The 23063-nt window shown below is 36.3% G+C and carries 15 protein-coding genes; 12 read left to right on the top strand and 3 right to left on the bottom strand.

Annotation, left to right across the window (positions count from 1 at the left end):
* Nucleotides 1-540 precede the first annotated feature (540 nt).
* The gene (locus B4Q04_RS17330; RefSeq protein WP_088697566.1) at nucleotides 541-3798 is read left to right on the top strand and encodes a PKD domain-containing protein; all 3258 of its coding nucleotides are present in this window, start codon (nucleotides 541-543) and stop codon (nucleotides 3796-3798) included.
* 401 nt (nucleotides 3799-4199) lie between these two features.
* Nucleotides 4200-5396, top strand: a complete 1197-nt coding sequence (locus B4Q04_RS17325; RefSeq protein ID WP_088697565.1) for an IS256 family transposase — start codon at nucleotides 4200-4202, stop codon at nucleotides 5394-5396.
* An 88-nt stretch (nucleotides 5397-5484) separates the two neighbouring features.
* Here B4Q04_RS17325 and B4Q04_RS17320 read toward each other — a convergent pair whose 3' ends face one another.
* Together B4Q04_RS17320 and B4Q04_RS17315 are read right to left on the bottom strand one after the other, a co-directional pair.
* The gene (locus B4Q04_RS17320) at nucleotides 5485-6426 is read right to left on the bottom strand and encodes a hypothetical protein (RefSeq protein ID WP_088697564.1); all 942 of its coding nucleotides are present in this window, start codon (nucleotides 6424-6426) and stop codon (nucleotides 5485-5487) included.
* A gap of 6 nt (nucleotides 6427-6432) precedes the next feature.
* Nucleotides 6433-7851: an MBOAT family O-acyltransferase gene (locus B4Q04_RS17315; protein ID WP_088697563.1), complete on the bottom strand. Its 1419-nt coding sequence runs from the start codon at nucleotides 7849-7851 to the stop codon at nucleotides 6433-6435.
* A gap of 331 nt (nucleotides 7852-8182) precedes the next feature.
* Here B4Q04_RS17315 and B4Q04_RS17310 point away from each other — a divergent pair, with 331 nt between their 5' ends.
* Nucleotides 8183-9952, top strand: a complete 1770-nt coding sequence (locus tag B4Q04_RS17310; protein WP_088697562.1) for an Ig-like domain-containing protein — start codon at nucleotides 8183-8185, stop codon at nucleotides 9950-9952.
* A gap of 30 nt (nucleotides 9953-9982) precedes the next feature.
* Here the strand turns inward: B4Q04_RS17310 and B4Q04_RS17305 are convergent, their stop codons facing one another.
* Nucleotides 9983-11182 (bottom strand): sugar-transfer associated ATP-grasp domain-containing protein, encoded by a 1200-nt coding sequence (locus B4Q04_RS17305; RefSeq protein WP_088697561.1) that lies wholly within the window; start codon nucleotides 11180-11182, stop codon nucleotides 9983-9985.
* Nucleotides 11183-11592: 410 nt separating this feature from the next.
* Here B4Q04_RS17305 and B4Q04_RS17300 point away from each other — a divergent pair, with 410 nt between their 5' ends.
* From B4Q04_RS17300 to B4Q04_RS17260, 9 genes are all read left to right on the top strand, one after another.
* A complete protein-coding gene (locus B4Q04_RS17300; RefSeq protein ID WP_262508242.1) occupies nucleotides 11593-12477 on the top strand; it encodes an IS256 family transposase in 885 nt (294 codons plus the stop codon).
* Between the two features lie 305 nt (nucleotides 12478-12782).
* Nucleotides 12783-13880 carry a glycosyltransferase family 4 protein gene (locus B4Q04_RS17295; protein ID WP_088697560.1) on the top strand — a complete coding sequence of 366 codons (1098 nt, stop codon included), beginning with the start codon at nucleotides 12783-12785 and terminating at the stop codon, nucleotides 13878-13880.
* A 27-nt stretch (nucleotides 13881-13907) separates the two neighbouring features.
* On the top strand, nucleotides 13908-15248 hold the full coding sequence (gene murJ, locus B4Q04_RS17290; protein WP_088697559.1) for a murein biosynthesis integral membrane protein MurJ: 1341 nt from the start codon (nucleotides 13908-13910) through the stop codon (nucleotides 15246-15248).
* A gap of 115 nt (nucleotides 15249-15363) precedes the next feature.
* The gene (locus tag B4Q04_RS17285) at nucleotides 15364-16299 is read left to right on the top strand and encodes an ATP-grasp fold amidoligase family protein (protein ID WP_088697558.1); all 936 of its coding nucleotides are present in this window, start codon (nucleotides 15364-15366) and stop codon (nucleotides 16297-16299) included.
* A gap of 95 nt (nucleotides 16300-16394) precedes the next feature.
* Entirely contained in the window at nucleotides 16395-17534 is a 1140-nt protein-coding gene (locus B4Q04_RS17280; protein ID WP_123772393.1) for an O-antigen ligase family protein, read from the top strand.
* Between the two features lie 45 nt (nucleotides 17535-17579).
* Complete coding sequence (locus B4Q04_RS17275; RefSeq protein ID WP_088697556.1) at nucleotides 17580-18614, top strand: glycosyltransferase; 1035 nt, start codon at nucleotides 17580-17582, stop codon at nucleotides 18612-18614.
* 74 nt (nucleotides 18615-18688) lie between these two features.
* Complete coding sequence (asnB, locus tag B4Q04_RS17270) at nucleotides 18689-20545, top strand: asparagine synthase (glutamine-hydrolyzing) (RefSeq protein ID WP_088697555.1); 1857 nt, start codon at nucleotides 18689-18691, stop codon at nucleotides 20543-20545.
* Between the two features lie 22 nt (nucleotides 20546-20567).
* Nucleotides 20568-21707: a glycosyltransferase gene (locus B4Q04_RS17265; RefSeq protein WP_236631042.1), complete on the top strand. Its 1140-nt coding sequence runs from the start codon at nucleotides 20568-20570 to the stop codon at nucleotides 21705-21707.
* A gap of 49 nt (nucleotides 21708-21756) precedes the next feature.
* Nucleotides 21757-22902 carry a glycosyltransferase gene (locus B4Q04_RS17260; RefSeq protein WP_088697553.1) on the top strand — a complete coding sequence of 382 codons (1146 nt, stop codon included), beginning with the start codon at nucleotides 21757-21759 and terminating at the stop codon, nucleotides 22900-22902.
* The last annotated feature ends 161 nt before the right edge of the window (nucleotides 22903-23063 follow it).

Raw genomic sequence — 23063 nt, 5'->3', positions numbered from 1 at the left:
AACCCCTTTTCGGTAAAGGTATATGTGGGACTATCTCCAATTCTATGGTATCTTTGTCAAGTACTTTGTACATGGGCTATGGTATTTGCGTGTGGTAACACAAATGTCCGTAGCCCTATCTTTCGATTCAAAAAAAGTTTAAATCACTTCGCTGCCTATATTTTTATCCAAACAAACATGTTAATAAAAACCAAAAGAGTTAATTGGATTAATACAATTCCTGATCATATGTCAGAAATACAAGCAGTCAATACCGTTAATCGATTATTTTACTAATTAAATGTTAAAATTTAAACATTCAAACATCTAAACGCATCAATATCGACGTAATGTATGTTGTATTCGTTCAGTGGTCGATTTTAACACTTTTTAGTGCTTTTCACCGATTTTTAAATAATTTTCATCGAAAAAACAAGATGTCAAGAATTTGTTTTTATTTTTGGCCGATTGCATTTTATCGATGAAGTATGTTTTTGAGCGAGTTCATACAATTATGTAGTCTCAGTTTTTTTTAAGACAATTTAACTTTTTAGCCCACTTATGAAATTTCACCCCACTACTGAAGGCAAATCGTATTTATGGTTTGTAATCACATTTCTTATTGTCATTATATCCTGTAGCAAAGATACAGAACTATTAAAAGATGCGGTCTTAAGCAAGCCTTCCCAAGAAGTAATTGACTCTGAAACTAAAGAGACCGAAGAAGAAATCAAAGAAGAAGAAAGTATTGCAGAGGAAGAAGAAATCAGTGATGAAACCGAAACAATTGAGGAAGTCGTTTATGAAACTAGAACAACGGTATTTACCCCACTTCATGATGCACATGTACAGTCAGGAAAAGGGTACAACCAAGATTTAATACGTCTTGAAGAAGGTCACAGGGAAAGTTACCTCATGTTCGATTTAAGCCAAATTGATTCTATAGGTGGCTATCTGGAAGAAGCTCGACTAGAATTTACAATTAGCAATGATGATGGTAGTGGCACTATTTCCGTACTTAAAGGAGATTCTACAAGCTGGACCGAACATAACATTTCTGAAATTACAGCTCCGAAATCAGATACCATTCTTGGTTCTACCACTCAAAAATTTGAAGTGAACCATACTCAAGAAATCACCCTTGACCAAGAAAAGATTACTCCCGAAGTGGTTACCCTAATCCTACAACACGAAGATGGTAATGATTTAGCCTTTGCCTCAAAAGAACACAGCTCCAAAGAAGGACCGAAGCTGGTCGTCACCTATAACGCACCCCAAGGTGCAGAAGCCATAACCCCTAATGATTACAACTCCCCCATATCCCCTACTGATCCGGAACCAACGGATTCTCCCGAAGAGGATGACGAATTGGATGAGGAAGAAACTTTAGATGAGAGCCCAACAAAGGAAGACCCCAAAGACACTCCAACCTCTACAGAGAACCAAGCACCTATAGCTATAGTTGATGCCAGTACCGTTTCTGGAACCATTCCCTTAAAAGTAACTTTTACGGGAAAAAACTCAAGTGATGACCAAGAAGTCAAAAATTATGGTTGGAATTTTGGGGATGGATCATCTTCAAATGAGATTAACCCTGTACATACGTTTGAAAAGGCAGGAAGCTTCAAAGTCACCTTAACCGTTCAAGATGCCCAAGGGAAATTTGATACAAAGGAGATAATCATTACGGCCAAGACGAAAGAAAACACATCTCCTTCTGCTGTGGCAAATGCCACACCTATTTCTGGTGAAGCTCCTTTAACCGTCAATTTCAACGGAAAGGAATCCTCTGATGATGATGAAGTTGTCAATTATACTTGGGATTTTAAAGATGGCGATAAGGGAAGCTCCTCCTCCACTTCCCATTCATTTACAGAACCTGGAACATATGAAGTTCTCTTAACGGTTAAAGATAATGATGGATTAACCGATACCGATGTAGTTACCATTACTGTTAGCGAAAAGGAAAACAAGGCCCCAACCGCAAAAGCTTCCTCAAATACATCAAAAGGTGAAGCTCCTTTAGAAATCCAATTTAAAGGAAGCGGTTCTACCGATGATAAAGCTATTAAAAGTTATTTCTGGGATTTTAAAGACGGTAGTACATCAACCAGTAGCAACCCATCCCATACTTTTACCGACAAAGGCACCTATACGGTATCATTAACAGTAACCGATGAAGAAGGCCTCAAAGATTCCGATACTATCACTGTCACAATTACTGAAACAGAAAATCAAGCCCCAGTAGCGGTTGCTTCTGGAACCCCCTTAACCGGAGATGCCCCCCTGAATGTGCAATTCAGCTCAGGAAAATCAGAAGACGATAAAGGAATTACGGGATACTTTTGGGATTTTAAAGACGGATCTACAACTACAAACCAAAACCCCTCTCATAGTTTTTCCGAACCGGGCACATATCAAGTTGAACTATCTGTCAAGGATAAAGAAGGACTTACACATTCCACAACTATCGAGGTTAAAGTAAACAGTAGACCTGTTGACACTGGTGGTGATACGGGCAATGGTGGAAATACGGGTGGCGGCGATAGCGGTAACGGCGGAAATACTGGCGGTGGTGACACAGGAGGTGGCAGCTCTAACGGAGGAAGCTCAGGCAACTATCCCTCTAATGCGGTTTTTGCATCAAGCTTCGGTTTTAAATCTGGTGACGCAACAGCTGCTTTTGAAGCTGCCATCAAATCAGGGAGTTCCTATGTGGTCATTGACAAACAAAGTAGTGATTGGGTAATCGAACCTATGAAATTCTTTAATTTGAGAGATATGACCATTGTTTTTGAAGCTGGCGTAGTTCTGCGTGCTAAACCCGGTGCATATGGAGGTGTTAGTGATCATATATTTCAAATGGTATCTCCTACGAATATTACGATAGAAGGCAATGGAGCAACATTTCAAATGAACAAATCCGAATACACCAGTGGAGAGGGGCGTCATGGACTCAGTATTTACGGAGGTAAAGACATAAAAATAAGTGATTTAATTATAAAAGATACAGGAGGCGATGGTATTTTTATTACTAGAACTTCGAGTAAAACTTTTTCGGAAAACATTACACTAACCAATATAACTTCTCAAAATAACCGGAGACAAGGTATGAGTATAACAAGTGGAGAAAATATCTATATCAGAAATTGCAAATTTATAAACACAAGTGGCACCAAACCGGAAGCAGGTGTGGATTTAGAACCAGACTATCCCTATGAAAGATTAGTGAATATAAATTTCAGCAATTGTCAATTTTCAGGAAACGATAGTTCGGGTTTTCATTTAGCCACTTTAAAAATGAACAGTTCTTCTACACCAATAAGCGTAAAAGTTACGGATAGTGAGTTTAGCCATAATATGAAATCCCCTTCCGAAGGTGTTACAGGCACAGAAATTTATTTAAGCCAAGGAGCTACCAACAATCCCGTTAAAGGTGAAATCAGATTTGAACGTATACAATTTAATGGCAGTACCGATCGTATTATATTTAGCCGAAAGGCCCATGATTCTTTTAAAGTAGTTTTTAAAGATTGCATAGCAAAAAACATAGGAACAAACGAATCAAGAGGACTGATAGAGCTACAAGCTTCTTCCACTGAAACTTCTTTGGGAGGTTTTGTCTTTGAAAATTTTAGAATGGAGTACAACAAGAATGTTCCATTTATGGAAATCAATGCTCCTAATAGCAATTTTACCGTCAGGGATATAAGCGGTTCTTTTACTATTGTCGAACCGAATAATAACCCATTAAAATATTCGGGGGGGTATAAATCTTCCAACAATGTAAATGTATCTATTAATTATACGCACCTTTAAAAAGAAAAGAATAGAAAAAACATCGCTACAACCTAGTTGAAGTTGTAGCCTTACCTGAAAATGTAACCTTACAGAGTTTACATACGATTTCCTCAAACAGTTTAAAGCAGGAGAGAAACTCTACGATTTTTTTTGAGGAGGTTATTTTTTGAGACTGCAAACTGAACTCTGTCTGAAAAAAGATTATAATTATTAATTTTATTCAGACAGAATCATGACAAAGAAAGAACAAACGGAATTTAAAAAAAAGTGCTCGAACAGTTCATGTCGGGCAAGAACCTTTTCGGAGAGGGGGAGCCTTTGCTTTTTTGTTTCGGGACTATCTTATAAAGTGTGTAAATAGAAAATAGCTGGGGCATGCCCCAGCTATTTTTTTGTTTAATTTTAAATATTTACACATTATGAAAAAAGAAGAATTATTCGACGATGGATTTTTAAAGCAGTTCAAGACCGGGGATGAACTCAACGGTTTTTTGAAGGAGCTCCAAAAACGGGGTATCGAGAAGATGCTCGAAGGGGAGCTGGATGGTCATTTGGATTATGACAAACATCAAAAATCAAATCAGGGCAATTCGCGAAACGGGTTTTCCAAAAAGAAGGTACGCACTTCTTTCGGGGAATCCGAAATAGCCGTGCCAAGGGACAGGGAAGCTTCCTTTAACCCCATGATAGTGCCCAAACGCGGGAACATGGTCGACGGGCTCGAGAACGTGATCGTATCGCTCTACGCCAAGGGGATGGGCAACAGCGATATCGAGGAGCAGATAAGGGAGGTCTATAACTTTGAAGTCTCCACTTCGACCATATCAAGGATTACCGACAAGGTATCCAGCGATATCGTAGCCTGGCAGAACCGCCCCCTGGCACCTGTCTACCTTATTGTGTGGATGGATGGCATCGTATTTAAGGTACGTGAGAGCTCCAAGGTCATAAACAAGACCGTCTATATCGCCTTAGGCTTGCGCAGGGACGGTAAAAAAGAAGGGATGGGGCTTTGGCCGGGCAAGAACGAATCGGCCGCTTTCCGGATGGGCGTACTGACCGATATCAGGGCGCGAGGTACCGAGGACATCCTTATTACGGCCACCGACAATCTCAATGGGTTTACGGACACCATCAAGAACGTCTTCCCGGAATCCAGGACCCGGATATGTGTGGTGCACCAAATAAGAAATGCCCGTAGGTATGTGGTCTGGAAGGACAAAAAAGCATTTACCGCCGATATGAAGCACATTTACAATGCCCCGACCCAAGAGGCTGCAAGGGCCGCCCTGGAAAACTTTGCAGGGCAATGGGAATACAAGTATTCCTATGCCATAAAGAGCTGGAGGGACAACTGGGAGGACCTGACCGTCTTCTTCGAGTTCCCCTTGGAGATACGCAAGATCATCTATACCACCAATCTTATCGAGAACCTGAACGGCAAGATCAGGAAGTACACCAAGAACAAGCTGTCCTTCCCGACCGACGAGGCCGTAATGAAATCCGTATATTTAGCGGTAAGGGAGGCCACGAAAAAGTGGTCCATGCCCATCAGGAACTGGGGCATTATTTTAAATCAGTTCCTTACGATCTATGAAAAAAGGGTCAGACTATAGATAAGGGGTCAAACCCTAGTTATTTTTAATTTACAGACCCCTTACACAGTTTACGGGATAGTGTCTTTGTTTCATATATTTCTGCCACTTATTTAACTTTGGAACCGTAAACAGTTCTCGCAACATAATTGGTAAAATATATAGCTCCTTTTTCAGACATATGCGTCGCATCTTTCCAATTAGACACATCTGAATTTTCACCAAAAAAATCACTGAAATCCTTATATGTTAAGTTCATTTTATTCATTTCCTCACTTAAAAACAAATTGTCCTCTTTACAATTATCAAACAGCTTAGGGGACGTAAAAAATATAAGTCGCTTTCCATTCTTTTCACTAAACCCTTTTAAATCTAATAAATAAGCCCGGTAAATTGGATTCAAAGTATATTCTCTTTTCGCACATTCCATTTGCATTTCTCCTTCTTTTAATTCTAAAACATTTCTATTTGACGAATTGTTTACACGCAATGGATCATACCCATTGTAAGTTGTATAATTATAATTTGGCTTTAAATAATTCTTAATGACACCAAACAGAATTCCGTTATAAGAAATACACCAGTAAAATTTCTGTAACGGATTCATTTTCTTATACTTATCTATTTCATTCCTAACTATTTCATTCTTATAATACATAGCCTTCAAACTGCCTAAATCATCAGCCTTGTACAAATCATCTACAGCATTCTCTGGATCTATATGAAATAAAACCGTTTGCTTCCTATTAGGCAACAATTTGAACAATGTAGCTGAAAATGCAATTTTCTGACCATCCATTCCCATGTTATACCCATTTTCACTAATTAATGATGGGTTTATATGATGATTAGCCCTAGAACTCCCAAACACTATAAAATCTAAACTATCTTTAATCGAAAGGTATTGATTCAATTTTCCAACACTCTGACCTGTATAAACCCCATTCTCAATCTGTCTGATTCCAAAGTATACTAGTTTGTCCGTGACGTACGAAACCATTAAAAAAAGGATAAGTATTCTACTTAAAAAAATCACATTTTTCCGATTCATACCTCACTAAAATTGAAAATATATAAAATTATCCGATGTAGAATAAAAGAGTGTTATCAACAAAGAAATAACACATATTAAAACAATTAATTTCGTTGTGCTTAAGCTACTCCCCATCTTCTCCAAACTAAACTTAGTTCGATACAAATAAAAGTCGAATACAAGCCCAAGAATAAGCATGGCTATACAATTGGCTAAAACCGTAATATCTCCTACATAAGGCATGTTTAGTTGCACTTGAAAAATCTTTCTCAAGGCAAGAAGTGCCGTATCAAAGTCTTTAGCCCTAAAAAACACCCACGCTAAAAGTACCACTACAAAAGTCAATATCCGCCCTAACCAATTGACACTTCTTATTGCACGAAACCATTGATTCGCATTTAAAAATTTTTCTATACTCAGTACAACACCATGAATCCCCCCCCAAATAACAAAATTCCACGAACTTCCATGCCACAAACCTCCTAAAAGCATTGTAATCATTAGGTTTCGATAAGTAAGAACGATTCCTTTCCGATTCCCTCCCAAAGAAATGTACAAATAATCCCGCAACCAATACGATAGGGAAATATGCCATCTTCGCCAAAAATCGGTTAAAGATGTAGCAAAATAAGGTAGATTAAAATTACGCATAAAACTAAAGCCCAACAACTTAGCCGTACCAATAGCTATATCGGAATAACCAGAGAAATCAAAATATATCTGAAACGCATAAAAAACTGTTGCCAAAATAATCGTTGTACCATCGTGCACTTCTATATTGCCATAGACGACGTCTACATATTTGGCCAAAATATCAGCAATAACAATTTTTCGAAAAAGGCCTACAACTATTTGCAAGATACCCTCGCTAAAATATGCTTTCGTAAAAGTTCTTTTAGACAATACTTGAGGAAGCAGATTTGAAGCTCGCTCAATGGGGCCGGCAACCAATTGCGGAAAAAAAGCTATATACGTAAAAAATGCTACAATATCTTTTGTTGGTTTCAGAGTGCCTCTATAGATATCCAAGGTGTAACTCAAGGTCTGAAAAGTATAAAAACTAATACCCACAGGTAAGATAACATTCAATGTTAAGTCATTAGGTGTCCAGTTCCAATTTTCTGCAAAAACAACGAAAGATTCAACAAAAAAATTATAATATTTAAATACACCCAGTAAGCCCAAATTTACCGAAAGACTAAATAATAGCCACCGCTTCTTTGTTTTTGAGCTTTCTACTTCAGAAAGACGTAGTCCAATCACATAGTCTACAATAGAACTAAAGATTATTAAAGATAAAAACCGCCAGTCCCACCAAGCGTAAAAAAAATAACTGACGAGAAGCAAAAAAATGTTTTGAACCTTTAAACTAAACTGCAAGAGCCAATACAGTAAAAATACAGTTGGAAAAAAAAGTAAAAACTCAAATGAATTGAACAGCATACTTGAGTAAGATTATTTCTTAAATCAGAGCGAAAATACATTTAAAACTTAATGATTTCCAAATAGTTTACCCTCCAATAGTGTATTTCATCGACTTTTTCAAATCTGCCATTGCATTTCATCTAGAAAAGTGAACCGTTCACAACATAATCACCTACGTAAAGTTTAATCCATATAACAATTTACAAACATCATATAGATTCCAAAAAAAACTGTTTATCTACATTTTTTTGACGACTAAGATTGATCCCCAAATGCAACCTTATTAATCACAAAAAAGTTACTAGAAGACAAGTTTACGAAGACAACAAAATATACATCTTACCTACTTATGCAAAATTTAAAAATAAAATTCGTTTATTTGGCTATGCTTTTCATTGCTTTAATATTAAGTATCTCGTGCAGCAAAGACACCGATTTACTCGCGGATTACATTACTCAAGACTACCAAGAAGCCCGCCTCGGAGCTAACATATTTATCAATGACGTTTATCAATTTTCCGGTGACACCATGGTTTTAGATGTACTGGCCAATGACTCTATCTCCGACCCGGATAATGTCAAAATAATAGACACCTCCACTCCCAAAAACGGCACTGTAATAATCAACGATGACAAGACCCTTACCTACCTACCTAACGAAGAAAAAGAAGAAGCCCTTGCCCAATCAGAAAATATTACTGAAAATAACCAGAATCCTATAGAAAGTTCAGACGACACAGAAAAAAATTCTTCGGATGAAGACACCTTTACCTATACCGTGGAAATAGACGACAACGGTAAAAAAGTAACCCAAGAAGCAACAGTGAAAATTGTAATGGATATGGGAGAACTTCGAGCCTTTCCTGGCGCTGAGGGTTTTGGCAAACACACAACCGGTGGACGTGGTGGATATGTATATGCCGTTACGAACTTAAACGATTTCGGAAAAGGAAGCTTGAGATATGGCGTGGAGACAATCTCTGGAAATCGTACAATTATTTTTAATGTTTCCGGATACATAAATTTAACAAAACCTTTAAAAATAAGAAAAGGATTTGGAAACATTACTATAGCAGGACAATCAGCACCTAATCAAGGGATAACTTTAAAAGGCTCTAGCTTTTGGGTACAGGACTCGAACGTAATTATAAGGTATATTAGGATTAGACCAGGCAAAGATTGGACGACGACGACAAACACAGCTTTGGATGAAAATTACGAACCCGATGATGTCTTAAGAATTATTGCTTATAGCGGCCAACATTTGAGCAACATAATTATTGACCACTGTTCGCTATCCTGGGGAAGAGACGAGATTCTTGATATCTCAAGTTCAAAATCTGGATCTATAAGTAATGTAACCATACAGAATTGTATAATCTCAGAAAACCTTGATAAGGGATACGGTGTATTAGTTTCAAACAATGTTAGCAATCTAACTTTTTACAAAAATGTATTAGCTCACAATAAGGAGAGAAATATTTTATTCAACAATTATGTTGATGGTGTTGAGTTTATCAATAATATTATCTACAATTTTAGCAGAGGAACAATTTTATTCTATGGAGTAAAAGGCGATTTGATTGGCAACGTTTATAAAACAAATTCTACATCCAACAGAAAATTAGAAACCGTTCGTTTGGAAAGTAGCGAAAAAGCTAAAGATAACACAGGTCTGTACATATTCGATAATTATGAAAATTCTAATGATATTACAATATCGTCAAAAGGCTCTAACAATTTAATTACACATATTTCCAGCAATCGATTTTTTAACTCTAAAACACCGAACATTCCTAGCGGTCAGGTTTTAGATAATGTATTGCCAACCGTCGGCGCTTATCTCTTCCAAGACGCTATTGACAAAAGAATTATTACCGAAATCATAAATGGTAACGGAAAGAGAATCACTCACGAGAATCAGGTTGGGGGATATCCTTCCCTACAATCCATTTCACGACCAGAGAAATTTGATAGCGATTTAGATGGTATTCCTGACCAATGGGAATATTCAAATAACTTAGAACCTCTTAATTCTGACGACGGTTCTAGTGACCAAAATAATGATGGATTCACTAATTTAGAAGACTATTTGTATTCCTTAGAAATTTCTAATTAAAACGAGGAATATCCCTTATTTTTGGGAAGGCTACAATTCATCCAAGAGCAATTTTAAAACAGGCCCATTATTCAGTTGATGAAACGTTATATCCTGACCTTTTAAATTTACTTCGATTAAAACAACATCTCCTTTTTTATCAATGGCCAAATCCCATGAAATTATTTTGAAATAAGGCATTTCACGATGAAATTGTTCAACTGATGACCTTATTTCTTCAAAAAAAGGTAGGTGAATTTGATCAAATTTAGTTCCAGTACTAGTAGCAAAAAATTTATCTCCTGATAGCTGATATCCTATTGCATTCAGTGTACCGTCGGGTTTAACCCCACAAGAGACACCTCCCGTGGTAGAATTATCTGTGACAGCTCCATTTCTTCCCATTCTAACAATAGCAGATAGAATAACAACTTCACTGTTTCTTAAATAGGTCATTACTCTAAAAGTATTGAGTGATGAGAAATTTAAATTAGCCATAAGTTCATGCTGCTTCAACTTTTGTTGAACTATAAAGTTTTTACCATAAACATCAAGTAATTGATTCAAATTATCTTTCCCCATATCCTTATTAGTCAGGATAGAAACATTCTTTCCTCCTCCAGTATCCAAAGAAGGTTTTATCACTACCGCAGCATATCTTTTTAAAATTTCTAAAACAGTATTTCTGGTAATGATTTCACCTTTATTGTTAAAAAAAAAACCATTAATATTTTTAATTACAGTTTTAGGCTGTTTAAAGCCAGGGATAAGTTTCTCCAACATATTTTTATCCATCAATACAGAGGCTGTTTCCCTATTGTTTAATTTAGGTTCCATATATATATAAAACAAGTTCTCAGGGATATACTCAGCCGAATAAATTCCATTGCAACCAAAGTAAAATCTATGCCAATACGTTTTGATACCCTGTACCTTCTTTTCAGAATAAAATTTCTTAATATCAGCAACTTGCTCTTTAGATAATTTCGGACAACGACCAGATTTAAGAAGATTTTTAATCTTTATCTGCCATTTCATATCATGAGAAATCCTTGATAATACTTCATAAGCTTTCAAAGCCCCATAAATAAATATACTCAATGGATTCATCATCAATATAATTTTATATTCTTCAGATAAATATACATTTAAATATCCAAACTTGAATATCTCAATAATTACCCATAATTTGAAAAGAAAAAATTGAATTAAGTGATAAGCTTTAACTATAACATCCAAAATCGCGCTCATCAATAAACATATAATCTACATGTTCAATACACTATCGAGAAGTTTTTCGAGGATGCCTTCAACAATGCCGATTCTTCAAAAGAAAGCAAAACCTCAATGATAAATACCCCAAAGAGACAGTAACCTGAACTCTGTCTGAAAAAAAGGTGCTTGAACAGTTCATATCGGGCAAGAACCTTTTAGGAGAGGGGGGAGCCTTTGCCCCCATGTTGAAGAATGTGATCGAGAAGGCTCTGGAGGCGGAGATGGACGACCATCTGGACAAAGGCTAGCGCAGCAATGGCAATAAACGCAACGGCAAAAGGAAAAAGACCCTGAAAAGTGGTTTTGGCACCTTCGACATCGACACCCCTCCCAAGACCGCCAGAGCAGCTTTGAGCCCGAGCAGGTGAAGAAACGCCAGACCATTTTTGCGGACAACCTTTCGGAGAAGATCATCGGCCTCTACGGCCTTGGGCCAGATCAGCGATAGGGTCGTCCCGGAGGTAAAAGCTTGGCAGAACCGCCCCCTGGAACCCCTCTATTGCATCGTATGGCTCGATGCGATGCACTACAAGGTGAAGGTGGACGGGAAGATGGAGCACAAGTCCCTTTACAATATCCTTGGTATCAACAAGGAAGTTCTGGGCATGTACATCTCCGAGAGCGAAGGTGCCAACTTCTGGCTCCAGGTACTGACCGACCCAAACAACCAGGGATTGGAGGATATCCTTATCACCTGTACCGACGACCTGAAGGGCTTTACAGAGGCTATCCTGAGCATATTCCCAAAGACACAGGTACAGAAGTGCATCGCCCACCAGGTACGGAATTCCCTGAGGTATATCACCTCAAAGGACCAAAAGGAGTTTCTTCGGGACCTCAAACAGGTGTGTCGTGCCACCAGTAAGGAGGTAGCCGAGGACGAGCTCCTGGCCCTGAGCGAAAAATGGGGCGGTAAATACCCTGTGGTCATCGAATCTTGGCAGAACAACTGGGAGGAACTCTCCCAATACTTCCAGTACACCCCGCCGACACGCAAGATAATCTACTCCACCAATGCCGCGGAGGGCTTCCACCGACAGGTGCGAAAGGTCACCAAGACCAAAAGGGACTTTACAAACGATATGGTATTGCTCAGGCTGGTCTACTTGGTCACCGGAAACATCGAGAAGAACTGGACCTCGCCCATCCAAAATTGCAGTCTGGTGGTCCAGCAACTTTATAGTAAATTTGGGGAGAGGATGCCCTTGGAATTAAATCCCAATCCCTCTGCGGCTTGCCCCAGAGGGATTGATAGATCGGATAGAGTTTAATTTACAGACCCTCAAATTACTTAAACATCTAAAAAATCACAATATCTTCCCTCCGGAAAGTTCTGTTAAAATTATAAAAAAACGTTGTTCTGAAGGATTAACAAACCCTTTTCTTTCAGAAATACTTAAAGTTTCAAATTGTAGAAATGCTCCCATGAGATTATCCATTGTGAATTTCTATCTTTGCAATTATATTAGAAATAATCTTTTTTAATCGTTTATCACATTGCCATAAATAGTTCTAAAAGCTTAGAAACAATAAATAATCTTCTCTATCGTTTGCTTTTGGCTTTATCCCTATAGAAATGAAAAAAAAAAATCTAGCTTTTGTAATACACTCAATGGCCTCAGGTGGGGCTGAGCGTGTAGTAAGTATTATTTCAAGTAGACTTGTATCCGAATACAACGTTTTTATTTTCACCCTCACCGCGGAAAAAAGCTATTATCATTTACCTCCAGAGGTTACACACATTTTTTGTTGTGAAGGCTCAATGCCCAGTGCTAATATTTGGGATGCACTAAAAACAAATTACAAGATATACAAAGCAATTATCAAACATCTAAAAATGTATCAAATTCATAACTGTATAGCTTTTATGACATCAACCAATATAATTACAACTTTAGCTAGTAAATCCCAAGGAATCCCCGTAATCATATGTGAGAGAAACAATCCCTATATAGAAACTAAATCAATAAATTTATTTTGGAGAATAATAAGAAGGTTAGTATACCCTTTAGCAAATAAGCTTGTTGTCCAAACAGATCAAGTCAAAACTTTCTATCAATCATTTATTATCGAAAAAAAGTTAAAAACTATACCTAACCCTATTAATCCTGAATTTCAAACCCTCAAAACTTCGAATATACCCAAAAAGAATATTCTTTTAAACGTTGGAAGATTAGAATATCAAAAAGGACAAGATGTGCTAATAAGAGCTTTTAAAAAAGCCAACCTTGAAAACTGGGTTCTATTTATCATTGGTGAAGGAAGCTTGAGAAACCCACTCGAAAATCTAATTGATGAACTTGGATTAAAGGACCAAGTATTTTTATTGGGTAAAAGAAAAAATGTGTCAAAATACTATCTCTCATCCACGATTTTCATATTCTCATCTCGCTTCGAGGGATTTCCAAATGCACTCCTTGAGGCAATGTATTTTGGTATGCCGTGCATCTCTACGGATTGTCCTACCGGTCCATCTGAAATGATCAAGGATAATGTAAGTGGCTTGCTAACACCCGTCGACAATGTTGACAAATTAGCAAAAAAAATATCTCTTTTATCAAAAAACCCCACCTTAAGAAACACTTTGTCAAAAAATGCTTACGAGTCTGTAAAACAATATTCTTGCGAAAACATAATAAGCGAGTGGAGAGACTTAATAGAGAAATTACCTTAATAAATCACGTTAGATTTACTCCCCACGATGAAAAAGATTAAACAATACCTTTATATTCTCAGAAATAATATTGTTGCTCAAAATATTATTTTAGTAGGCATAATTACTTTTATAATAAAAGGCTTAGGCTTTTTCAAAGAGACAATTGTAGCATCTAATTTCGGGTTAACTGAAGTACTAGACACCTTCTTTATCGCAATTCTTGTTCCCACATTTATTAGTAATGTTTTTTTAGGAGCTTACCAAAGTGTTTTTGTCCCGAATTATATTGCTGAACTGAAAATTAAAGGAGATAGGGCGTCTTTTCAAAGTTCAGGGTTTATTGTTACCCTACTGGTTAGTATTTTTTTTATGTTTATTGCCTATTTGGCTACAGATGTGTTTTTAGAAAACCTTTATCCTGGTCATGACACAGAATTTTACACTTTAGTCAAACAACAGTTTTACCTCATGCTTCCATGTGTTGTCTTTTGGGGATTCTCTTCCTTATTTGGAGCATTACTGAACATAGCCAGTGCGTATCGCCTTTCTTCGTTTGCAAATGCCCTTACCCCTATTAGTGTAATTCTATCGTTGTTTTTCCTAAAAGATATACTCGGAGCAAAAGTTTTGGCTTTTGGCACACTGGTTGGCTCTGCACTATCCTTTATATACTTGCTTACCCTAGCAACCTCTAAAAAACTTATTGCGTTAGCTCCCCCCAATTTCAACAACAGAAACATTAAAATTTTATTTCGGCAAATACCAGCCAAAGTAGGCTCTGGTTTATTGACAGGATTGAACCCTGTGGTAGATCAATTTTTCGCGGCTAAATTGGCAATAGGTTCAATTGCAGCTCTAAATTACGGGCTAAAAATACCGGCATTTATCACTGGGCTAGTTACTATAGCCATATCTAATGTTATGCTTCCTTATTTCTCAAAATCTATTTTTGAAGATAAAAATAAAACATATTCCATCTTATTCAAATCACTTAAAATAGTGTTTCTAGGAGTCAGCATTTTAGTTATTTTAGGTTTCTTTTTTTCAGAAGAAATTATTGAAATTTTATTTGAAAGAAAGGAATTCACTAAAAACGATACTATTGTAGTCTCACAAATACAACAAATATTTTTGGTTTACCTACCTTTCTCCATATCAGGTATGCTTATGGTAAATTTTCTGACAAGTATTAACAAAAACGCAATTATGGCATATACCGCTCTAGTAGCAGTTTTTTTAAACCTATTATTTGATTTTCTCTTAATTGAACACTATGCCATAATTGGAATTGCATTAAGCACAACAATTATTGTAATTCTAAAAAATGTTTATACTTTTATTTACATTCGTTCCTTGAGAAACAAAGAAATCCCTTCGAACCTTTAGCACTCGAAAATTATCAGTTTAATCGAATAATACTAATCATAATATTCTGAAAAACACTAATTAATCAAATAACACGTTTTAACTTTAGTTATAATCCCATACGAGATAATTATACATGAAAACCTCCCTATTTAACTTTTATCATAAAACTATTTTAGGTAATGGGATCCGAAAGATTTTCCATATTGTTTTGCAACACCTTCCTGACTCCATCTACCAGAGATATAGATTTAAAAAATATACTGGCAAATATTTAAACCTTAATCAACCGAAAACTTTAAATGAAAAAATAAACTGGCTAATGCTGAATGACAGAAGACCTCTACATACGCAGTGTGCAGACAAACTTGCTGTTAGAGACTACATTTCAAAAACAATTGGCCCTGAATTCTTAGTACCCCTATTCTTTTCCACAAAAAAAATAGAGGACATATCCCCTAAAACAATTACCCAAACCCCTTGTATAATAAAGACTAACCACGATAGTGGTGGAGGATATTTCATATATGATGTAGCAGAAATCGATTGGAATAGCATTCGGCAAAAACTTAAAGAAAGACTATCTAAAAATTACTATCGCAGTTCAAGAGAGTGGCAATATAAAAACATAGAACCAACTATAATTGTAGAGAAATTACTCTTGACAGAAAAGGGTGATATTCCATATGATTTTAAAATACACTGTTTCAATGGAAACGTTAGGATGATTCAAGTTGACATTGGAAGAGGAACAAAAAATCATTTTCGCAATTGGTATGATATAAATTGGAAAAGAGAACCATATAGATGGTCCTCCCCCAAAGGAAATGGTTTATATACTGATCCTAGTCCAACTGATGTTGAAAAGCCTGAAACTTTAGGGGAAATGATTAGATTATCCCAAACTCTATCACAACCTTTTGATTATGTAAGGGTTGACTGGTACGATGTAGACTCTAAGCTCTATTTTGGCGAACTTACTTTTCATCATGACGGTGGTACCAATCCAATTCGTCCAGCAATATGGGATTTGAAACTAGGTCAAGAATTAAAATTAACCAATCACCTGTAAGGTCATAATCAAAAAATAACTTGAAATTCGGCGTAACATTTTTTTCCGTGAATAAATTGTCGTTAGTTTTGTTTTGTAATTAGACACATAATAATTTGAAAGCTTTAGAACCAATAAAATATATTCTGTTATTTCTGTTGCTATGTAACATCCCTGCTTATTCCTTGGTTTATTTTGGGCCTGGATTAGGAGCGACAACAAGTGTTTTGAGTTCCCTGTTACTAATTATTTATTTTGCTCTTGCCAAACCAAAACATAAGCCACCCCTTCCTTTTATCATTTTTGGTCTAATGTTTTTTTGTTTTAGTAGCTTCAATTATTCCGAAGTAGACACGACTAACTTTTTTATCAAGGAGTTTTCTCGGTTTATGATTGTAGCATTCTGTTCAGCTACTTTGTTATATCATTCTAAAACTAGCGATTTTTTTTTTATTTTACTTATAGGCGCACTTAGTATTATTTGCAACGCTATTTTATTTCCCGAAGCGAATGCCGAACATAATTTGGTAATTGGCAGATTCAGTGGATTTTTCCTCAATCCGAATTATGCGGGTAGTGCCTGCCTAATCGGGTTTGCCCTTTCTTATAGAATAAATTCACGCTATATTATGCTTGCCGGACAGTTTCTCTTTACATTTGCAGGAATCCTAACCCTGTCGCGTACATTTGTAATTGTTTGGCTATTAATTAATCTTATTGCCATTTATAAAAGCAGAAAAAACCTCATGGCTCCATTAATAGGGGTCGGCGTATTATTAGTTGTGTTTACAATGACAGATACTAAAATTTTTGCCAGTAACCGTTTCTCTGCTTTGGAAAGTTTTTTTGGTGATGGTCCGGTTGAAACGGAAACTTTAAAAGAGGATTCAAGAACAGATACATGGGCTATGTATTACGACATGATTACAGATAAGCCTTTGTTTGGACATGGGTTCATGAAATTACAAAAACATACCTCAGAATTACCGGGAGTTCATAATACATACTTATTAGTAATTGGAGAAGGAGGTATAGTCCCATTTTTGATTTTAATAGGAATTTATTTCTACCTCTTGATAAAAAGTTATAACCATTTTGGGTCACATCCTGAATTATTATATATCATTCTAATCGTAATGCTTTCTATGACCACTAGTCATACTTATTTTTTTATTTATAACAATATTCTGTTCTCAATCTATGTTTTTATAATGATAAAAAAATTAAAAGCTATGCCATCCTTGATTTCAGACTAAATTACTCTATGTAATTAACCAAATTTACTTACAATAAACACTGCCATGAACCCAAATTTTAAAAAAAAGACTGTTGTTTTTATAATCCCCTCCCTTTCTCCAGGAGGAGCAGAGAGAGTTTTTTGTTTTCTTTCCCAAAATCTTTCTTTGGAAAAATTTAACACAGAACTAATCGTAATCGGTAGTGCCAAAGACACATCATACGCTGTAGAAAACGTACCAATAACATACTTAAACAAAAATAGGGTAAGACAAGCAATACCCCAACTGTTTTCTTTATTGGCAAAAAAAAAACCTGATTTTGTTCTTAGTTCAATAGCTCATCTAAATGTCATCATGGGCTTGTTCTCATACCTTTTTTCTAACATAAACTTTATTATTCGCCCAAGTAATATAGAAAATGAAAATGAAAATTTTATCTCTCAGTATTATTATCGCGGTATTTATAAAATTGTTTGCCAATCACATGATATGGCGAACAATTTTCGCAAGAAATATAAGGTTGCCCGAAATAAAATTATAATTATAGGGAATCCAATTACCAACTTTGAACATATTCAACCAAAAGAAAGTTACCGTACTCCAAAAAAATTTATAACGGTAGGTCGCTTAAACAAAATAAAAGGGCATTCTAGAATCATTTCCATTTTAAGTAAGCTTCAAGCCGATTTTCATTATACACTTGTGGGAGATGGGCCAGAACTAAATGAGTTATTTCGATTGGCAGAAACACTTCAAATAAGGGATAAAATTACACATATTCCATTCACTAAAAATGTAAACATGCACCTTAAGGAAAGTGACCTGTTTTTACAAGGCTCTTATTCAGAAGGTTTTCCAAACGCAGCTTTAGAAAGTTGTTCTGTTGGAGTACCCGTATTAGCTTTCGATGTTCCAGGAGGGACTAAAGAAATAATCGATAACTATAAAAATGGATTTTTAGCAAAAACAGAAGAGGATTTTCTAAATTTCATCAAATCCAAAACAAAATGGAATAATTTGAGTGTTCAAAGCACCGTTGCCAACAAATTTTCATCTAAAAATATCTTAAAAAAATATGAACAACTATTATCCTCTTAAAATTAAAAAACCCAGTATCTTGAAGAATATCATTCATCCAACCTAGTCGTCTTAAATAACTTACAACGAAAAATATGTGTGGAATATACGGAACTACAATTAGTTACACCGAAAGGCAAGTTAAAAAAAAACTTGAAGTAACAAGTTTTCGAGGGCCTGATCAAATGGGAATCGAGACCTATAAAAACAGGTTATCAACTATCACTTTTGGACACAACCGTCTATCAATTATAGATCTTGACCCACGATCAAACCAGCCTTTCAACTATCAAAACAGAGTGAATATAGTATTCAACGGTGAAATTTTCAATTTTGGGGAATTAAAAGCAATTCTTAGAAAGAAAGGACATTCATTTAGTACAGAAAGTGACACTGAGGTTATATGTGCAGCCTATTTGGAGTATGGCACAGAGTGTCTATCTCTTTTCAATGGAATGTTTTCTTTTGTTATTTACGATATTGAGAAACAACTTCTTTTTGGTGCTCGAGACCGTTTAGGCCAAAAACCTTTTTACTACTACCATAATGGAGATAAATTTGAGTTCGCTAGTCAATTATCTTCAATCCAGCTCTTCAACCCAAACTTAACTATCTCTGAAAATAGCATTACAAGCTATCTAAACTGGAATTCAGTACCTCCACCATCTTCTATTTTCAATGAAATAAAAAAATTAAAAGATGGGCATTTTCTCATCTTTGATATTAAAGATTCAACTCTAAACATTGAAAAATATTGGGATATTGATTATCAAGGTAAAACCCAATTTACAGGAAGCTATGAACTAGCCCAAACGCAACTAGAATCATTACTAAAAGACGCAATAAACAAACGTCTTTTTGCAGACGTCCCTGTTGGAGTATTTTTGTCTGGTGGAATTGACTCCTCTTTAATCGCTGCTATTGCAACTGAAACGAGTGAAAAACAAATAAAAACGTTCTCCGTGAAATTTGACGAAAAAAAATTTGACGAAAGTGAATATTCTAAAGAAGTTGCAAATCATCTGGGTACGAACCACAATATAATAGAATGTAATTATAAAGAAGGTATCAACTTAATTCAGAATTTTCATAACTTTTTTGATGAACCCTTTGCTGACTCGTCGGCAATACCTTCCATGCTACTATCGAAACACACACAAAAACATGTAACCGTAGCCCTATCAGGTGATGGAGGAGATGAAGCGTTTTTAGGATATAGCCGATATACATGGGTAAAGTCCAAAAAGAAAATTTATAAAATCCCTTCTCCTGCAAGAGATATTATCTCAAATTTTCTAAATACAATTCCATACAAAAACAATAGGTTTAAAACATTTTCGCAATACTTAAAACTTTCGAATATCGAAGAAGCATACATTAAATCCATGACAACACCAGACACTACATGGATAAAACCTTACCCAAAAAAACAAACTATAGAAGAGCTGAAGTACTTATTCCACACAAAAAAAAATATTTATGAACGTATTTCCGATTTTGATTTAAAAACCTATTTATCTTGGGACATCAACACTAAGGTAGACCGAGCTAGTATGGCCTATTCCTTAGAAGTTAGGTCTCCCTTATTAGATTATAGAATTATCGAATTTTCACGTTCTCTTCCAACAAGTTATAAATTTGACGCAAACTCTCAAAAAAAGATTTTAAGGTCAATTTTATTTAAGTATGTTCCAAAAGAAATTTTTAATAGGCCTAAGAAAGGGTTCAGTATTCCATTTGAAGAATGGTTCAGAAATGAATTAAAGGATTTTGTAATGGATGAGCTATCTCCTACTCAATTAAAGACTATTCCTGGAATTAACCATTTAGAAGTAAAAAAACTTATAACACAACATATGGATGGATCATGGAATCATTATTTATTAATCTGGAAACTCTTAGTACTTAAACAATGGCTAGACAACAACGGAAAGGGCTTTTCTATACAATAGCCAGATTACATCTAAAAAAAGAATGAACGTAACCCTTTTTATATATTCCATGGCCGGTGGTGGTGCCGAACGAGTAGTTTCCTATCTACTACCCTATCTAAAAGAACAAGGATTTTCCGTTCATTTGGTGCTTATGAACGACACTATCAGTTATGACATTCCCAAAGACATTAATATCCATTATTTAGAAAGGTCAAAGGGCGATGAAAATGGAATAATCAAACTACTAAAACTACCTTTTTTAGCTTTTAAATATGCTAGACTACTGAAAAAATTAAATGTTAGCCATTCGTTTAGCTTGCTTACACGACCAAACTACATTAACACTTTATCGCAATTATTTACTTCGTTTCGCCCCAAAATCATTATAAGTGAACGATCTTTTCCCAGTCTACAATACGGTTATGGGAATTTTCAATCAAAAGTGAATAATTGGCTTATCTCCAAGTTGTATCCGAAAGCCGATTATATTCTTTGCAATTCTCAAGGAAATGCAAACGATTTAATAACAAATTATGGTATTGATTCAAATATAACCGATGTTATTTATAACCCAGTCGACATTGAGAATATTATAAAGAGGCAAGCGGCTAACTCGTTTTTCGACCCCCACTATTTCAACATGATTACGGTGGGGAGACTTGATACCGGTAAAAACCATGAACTTTTGATTCGTGCCCTACAAAATCTGCCCCAGGCCAGGTTATATATTTTGGGCTCGGGAGTACTATCGGAATATTTAACCGAACTCGCAAAAGAATTGAGATTACAAGACCGCGTATTCTTCCTTGGCTTTGACAACAACCCTTATCAATACTTAAAAGCGGCCGATTTATTTGTTTTCGGCTCCAATCACGAAGGCTTTCCTAATGTTCTCTTAGAAGCCATGTGCTGCGGGCTACCTATTTTGACTACAAATTGTAAATCCGGCCCTAGTGAGATCATGAAGCTCGAAGAAGCCCATGATGAAGATATAATGAAAACACCTTACGGGATTTTAACTCCGGTCGGTGATGTTGACCTTATGGCCAAGGGCATGACGTTTTTCTTAGAAAACCCCCAATACCTAAACGATTGCAAAACCAAGGTTCTTGAACGAATAAAAGATTTTAGCAAAGAAGGCATTCTAAAAGCCTACGAATTAGCTTTGTCCAAACAATAAAAACCCGAACCTTTAGTTTTGCTAGATAGAACACCTCCTTACATAGGTTATGAAAAGAAAACTATTTAGAATTGCCGCTGCCCCAGGTTCCCTTGCCGTTCTACTCAACGGCCAGTTACGTTATATGAACGATTTTTTTGACGTAACAGGTGTAGCTTCTGAAGGTTCACAGCACCAAACGATAAGGGACAGTGAAGGTATTCGTACGGTAGTTGTCAATATTGACCGAAAAATAAATCTTTGGGCCGATATCGTATCCCTATACAAGTTGTTCGTTCTTTTTAAAAAGGAAAAGCCCGATATCATTCATTCCATCACCCCTAAAGCGGGACTGTTGAGCATGGTTGCCGGTTACCTGGCCGGGGTCCCTTATCGCCTGCATACCTTTACGGGCCTGGTTTTCCCTACCCAACAAGGTCTAATGAAGCATATGCTTATCTTCTTCGACCGCATCATCTGTTTTTGTGCGACCCATATTTATCCAGAGGGAAGGGGGGTAAAGAAGGATCTTACTGCATACAAAATCACCCGTAAACCTTTAAAGATTATTGGTCACGGGAATGTGAACGGTATTGATTTAGACCACTTCGATCCTATGCTCTATCCGAGCAATATTCAAAAGGAAATAAGGAAAAATCTACATATCGACGAATCTGATTTTATATGGTCTTTTGTGGGCCGAATTGGGTTTGATAAAGGGATAGAGGAAATGATCACTTCCTTTGTTCAAGTACAAAAAGAATCAAAAAACTCTAAATTATTGCTCGTGGGGCCTTACGAAAAGGATATGGACCCCTTGCCCCCATCCATAGAAAAGGAAATTGAAGAAAACGAGGGCATTATATCCGTGGGTTGGCAACAAGATGTTAGACCCTATTTTGCCATTTCGAACGTATTCGTATTTCCCAGTTACAGAGAGGGATTCCCAAATGTACTTCTCCAAGCCGGCGCCATGGGCAAATACAGTATCGTTACCAATATTAATGGTTCTAATGAAATTATCGAAGACGGAATAAATGGTACGATTATACCCGTAAAGAACAGCGATGCCCTAACCCATGCCATGCTAAACTGCTTAAATACCCCATCCGACTACTTCGGTTCCAATCCAAAATACAGACAACTGATTTCCGAAAAATATAGCCAACAGTTCGTTTGGTCGGAGCAGCTCAAAGAATACCGATTGCTCAAGTAGGCCCGAACGCCCCCTATGGGTTAGCATAACCAAAAGTATGGGTTTCCTCCCTTTCGTCTTATTACAACAGACATCGATATGCAGTAAACTACCTTGGGGCAAGCCCTCAAGGCATTAAAAGGAATACTCCTTGATTTCGAGGCAAGCCTCGGAGCATTTCA

The organism is Zobellia sp. OII3 (assembly GCF_002211465.1).
Classification (GTDB): domain Bacteria; phylum Bacteroidota; class Bacteroidia; order Flavobacteriales; family Flavobacteriaceae; genus Zobellia; species Zobellia galactanivorans.
Note: the sequence above shows the minus strand (reverse complement) of the source record. Positions and strands in the feature narration are given on the sequence as shown.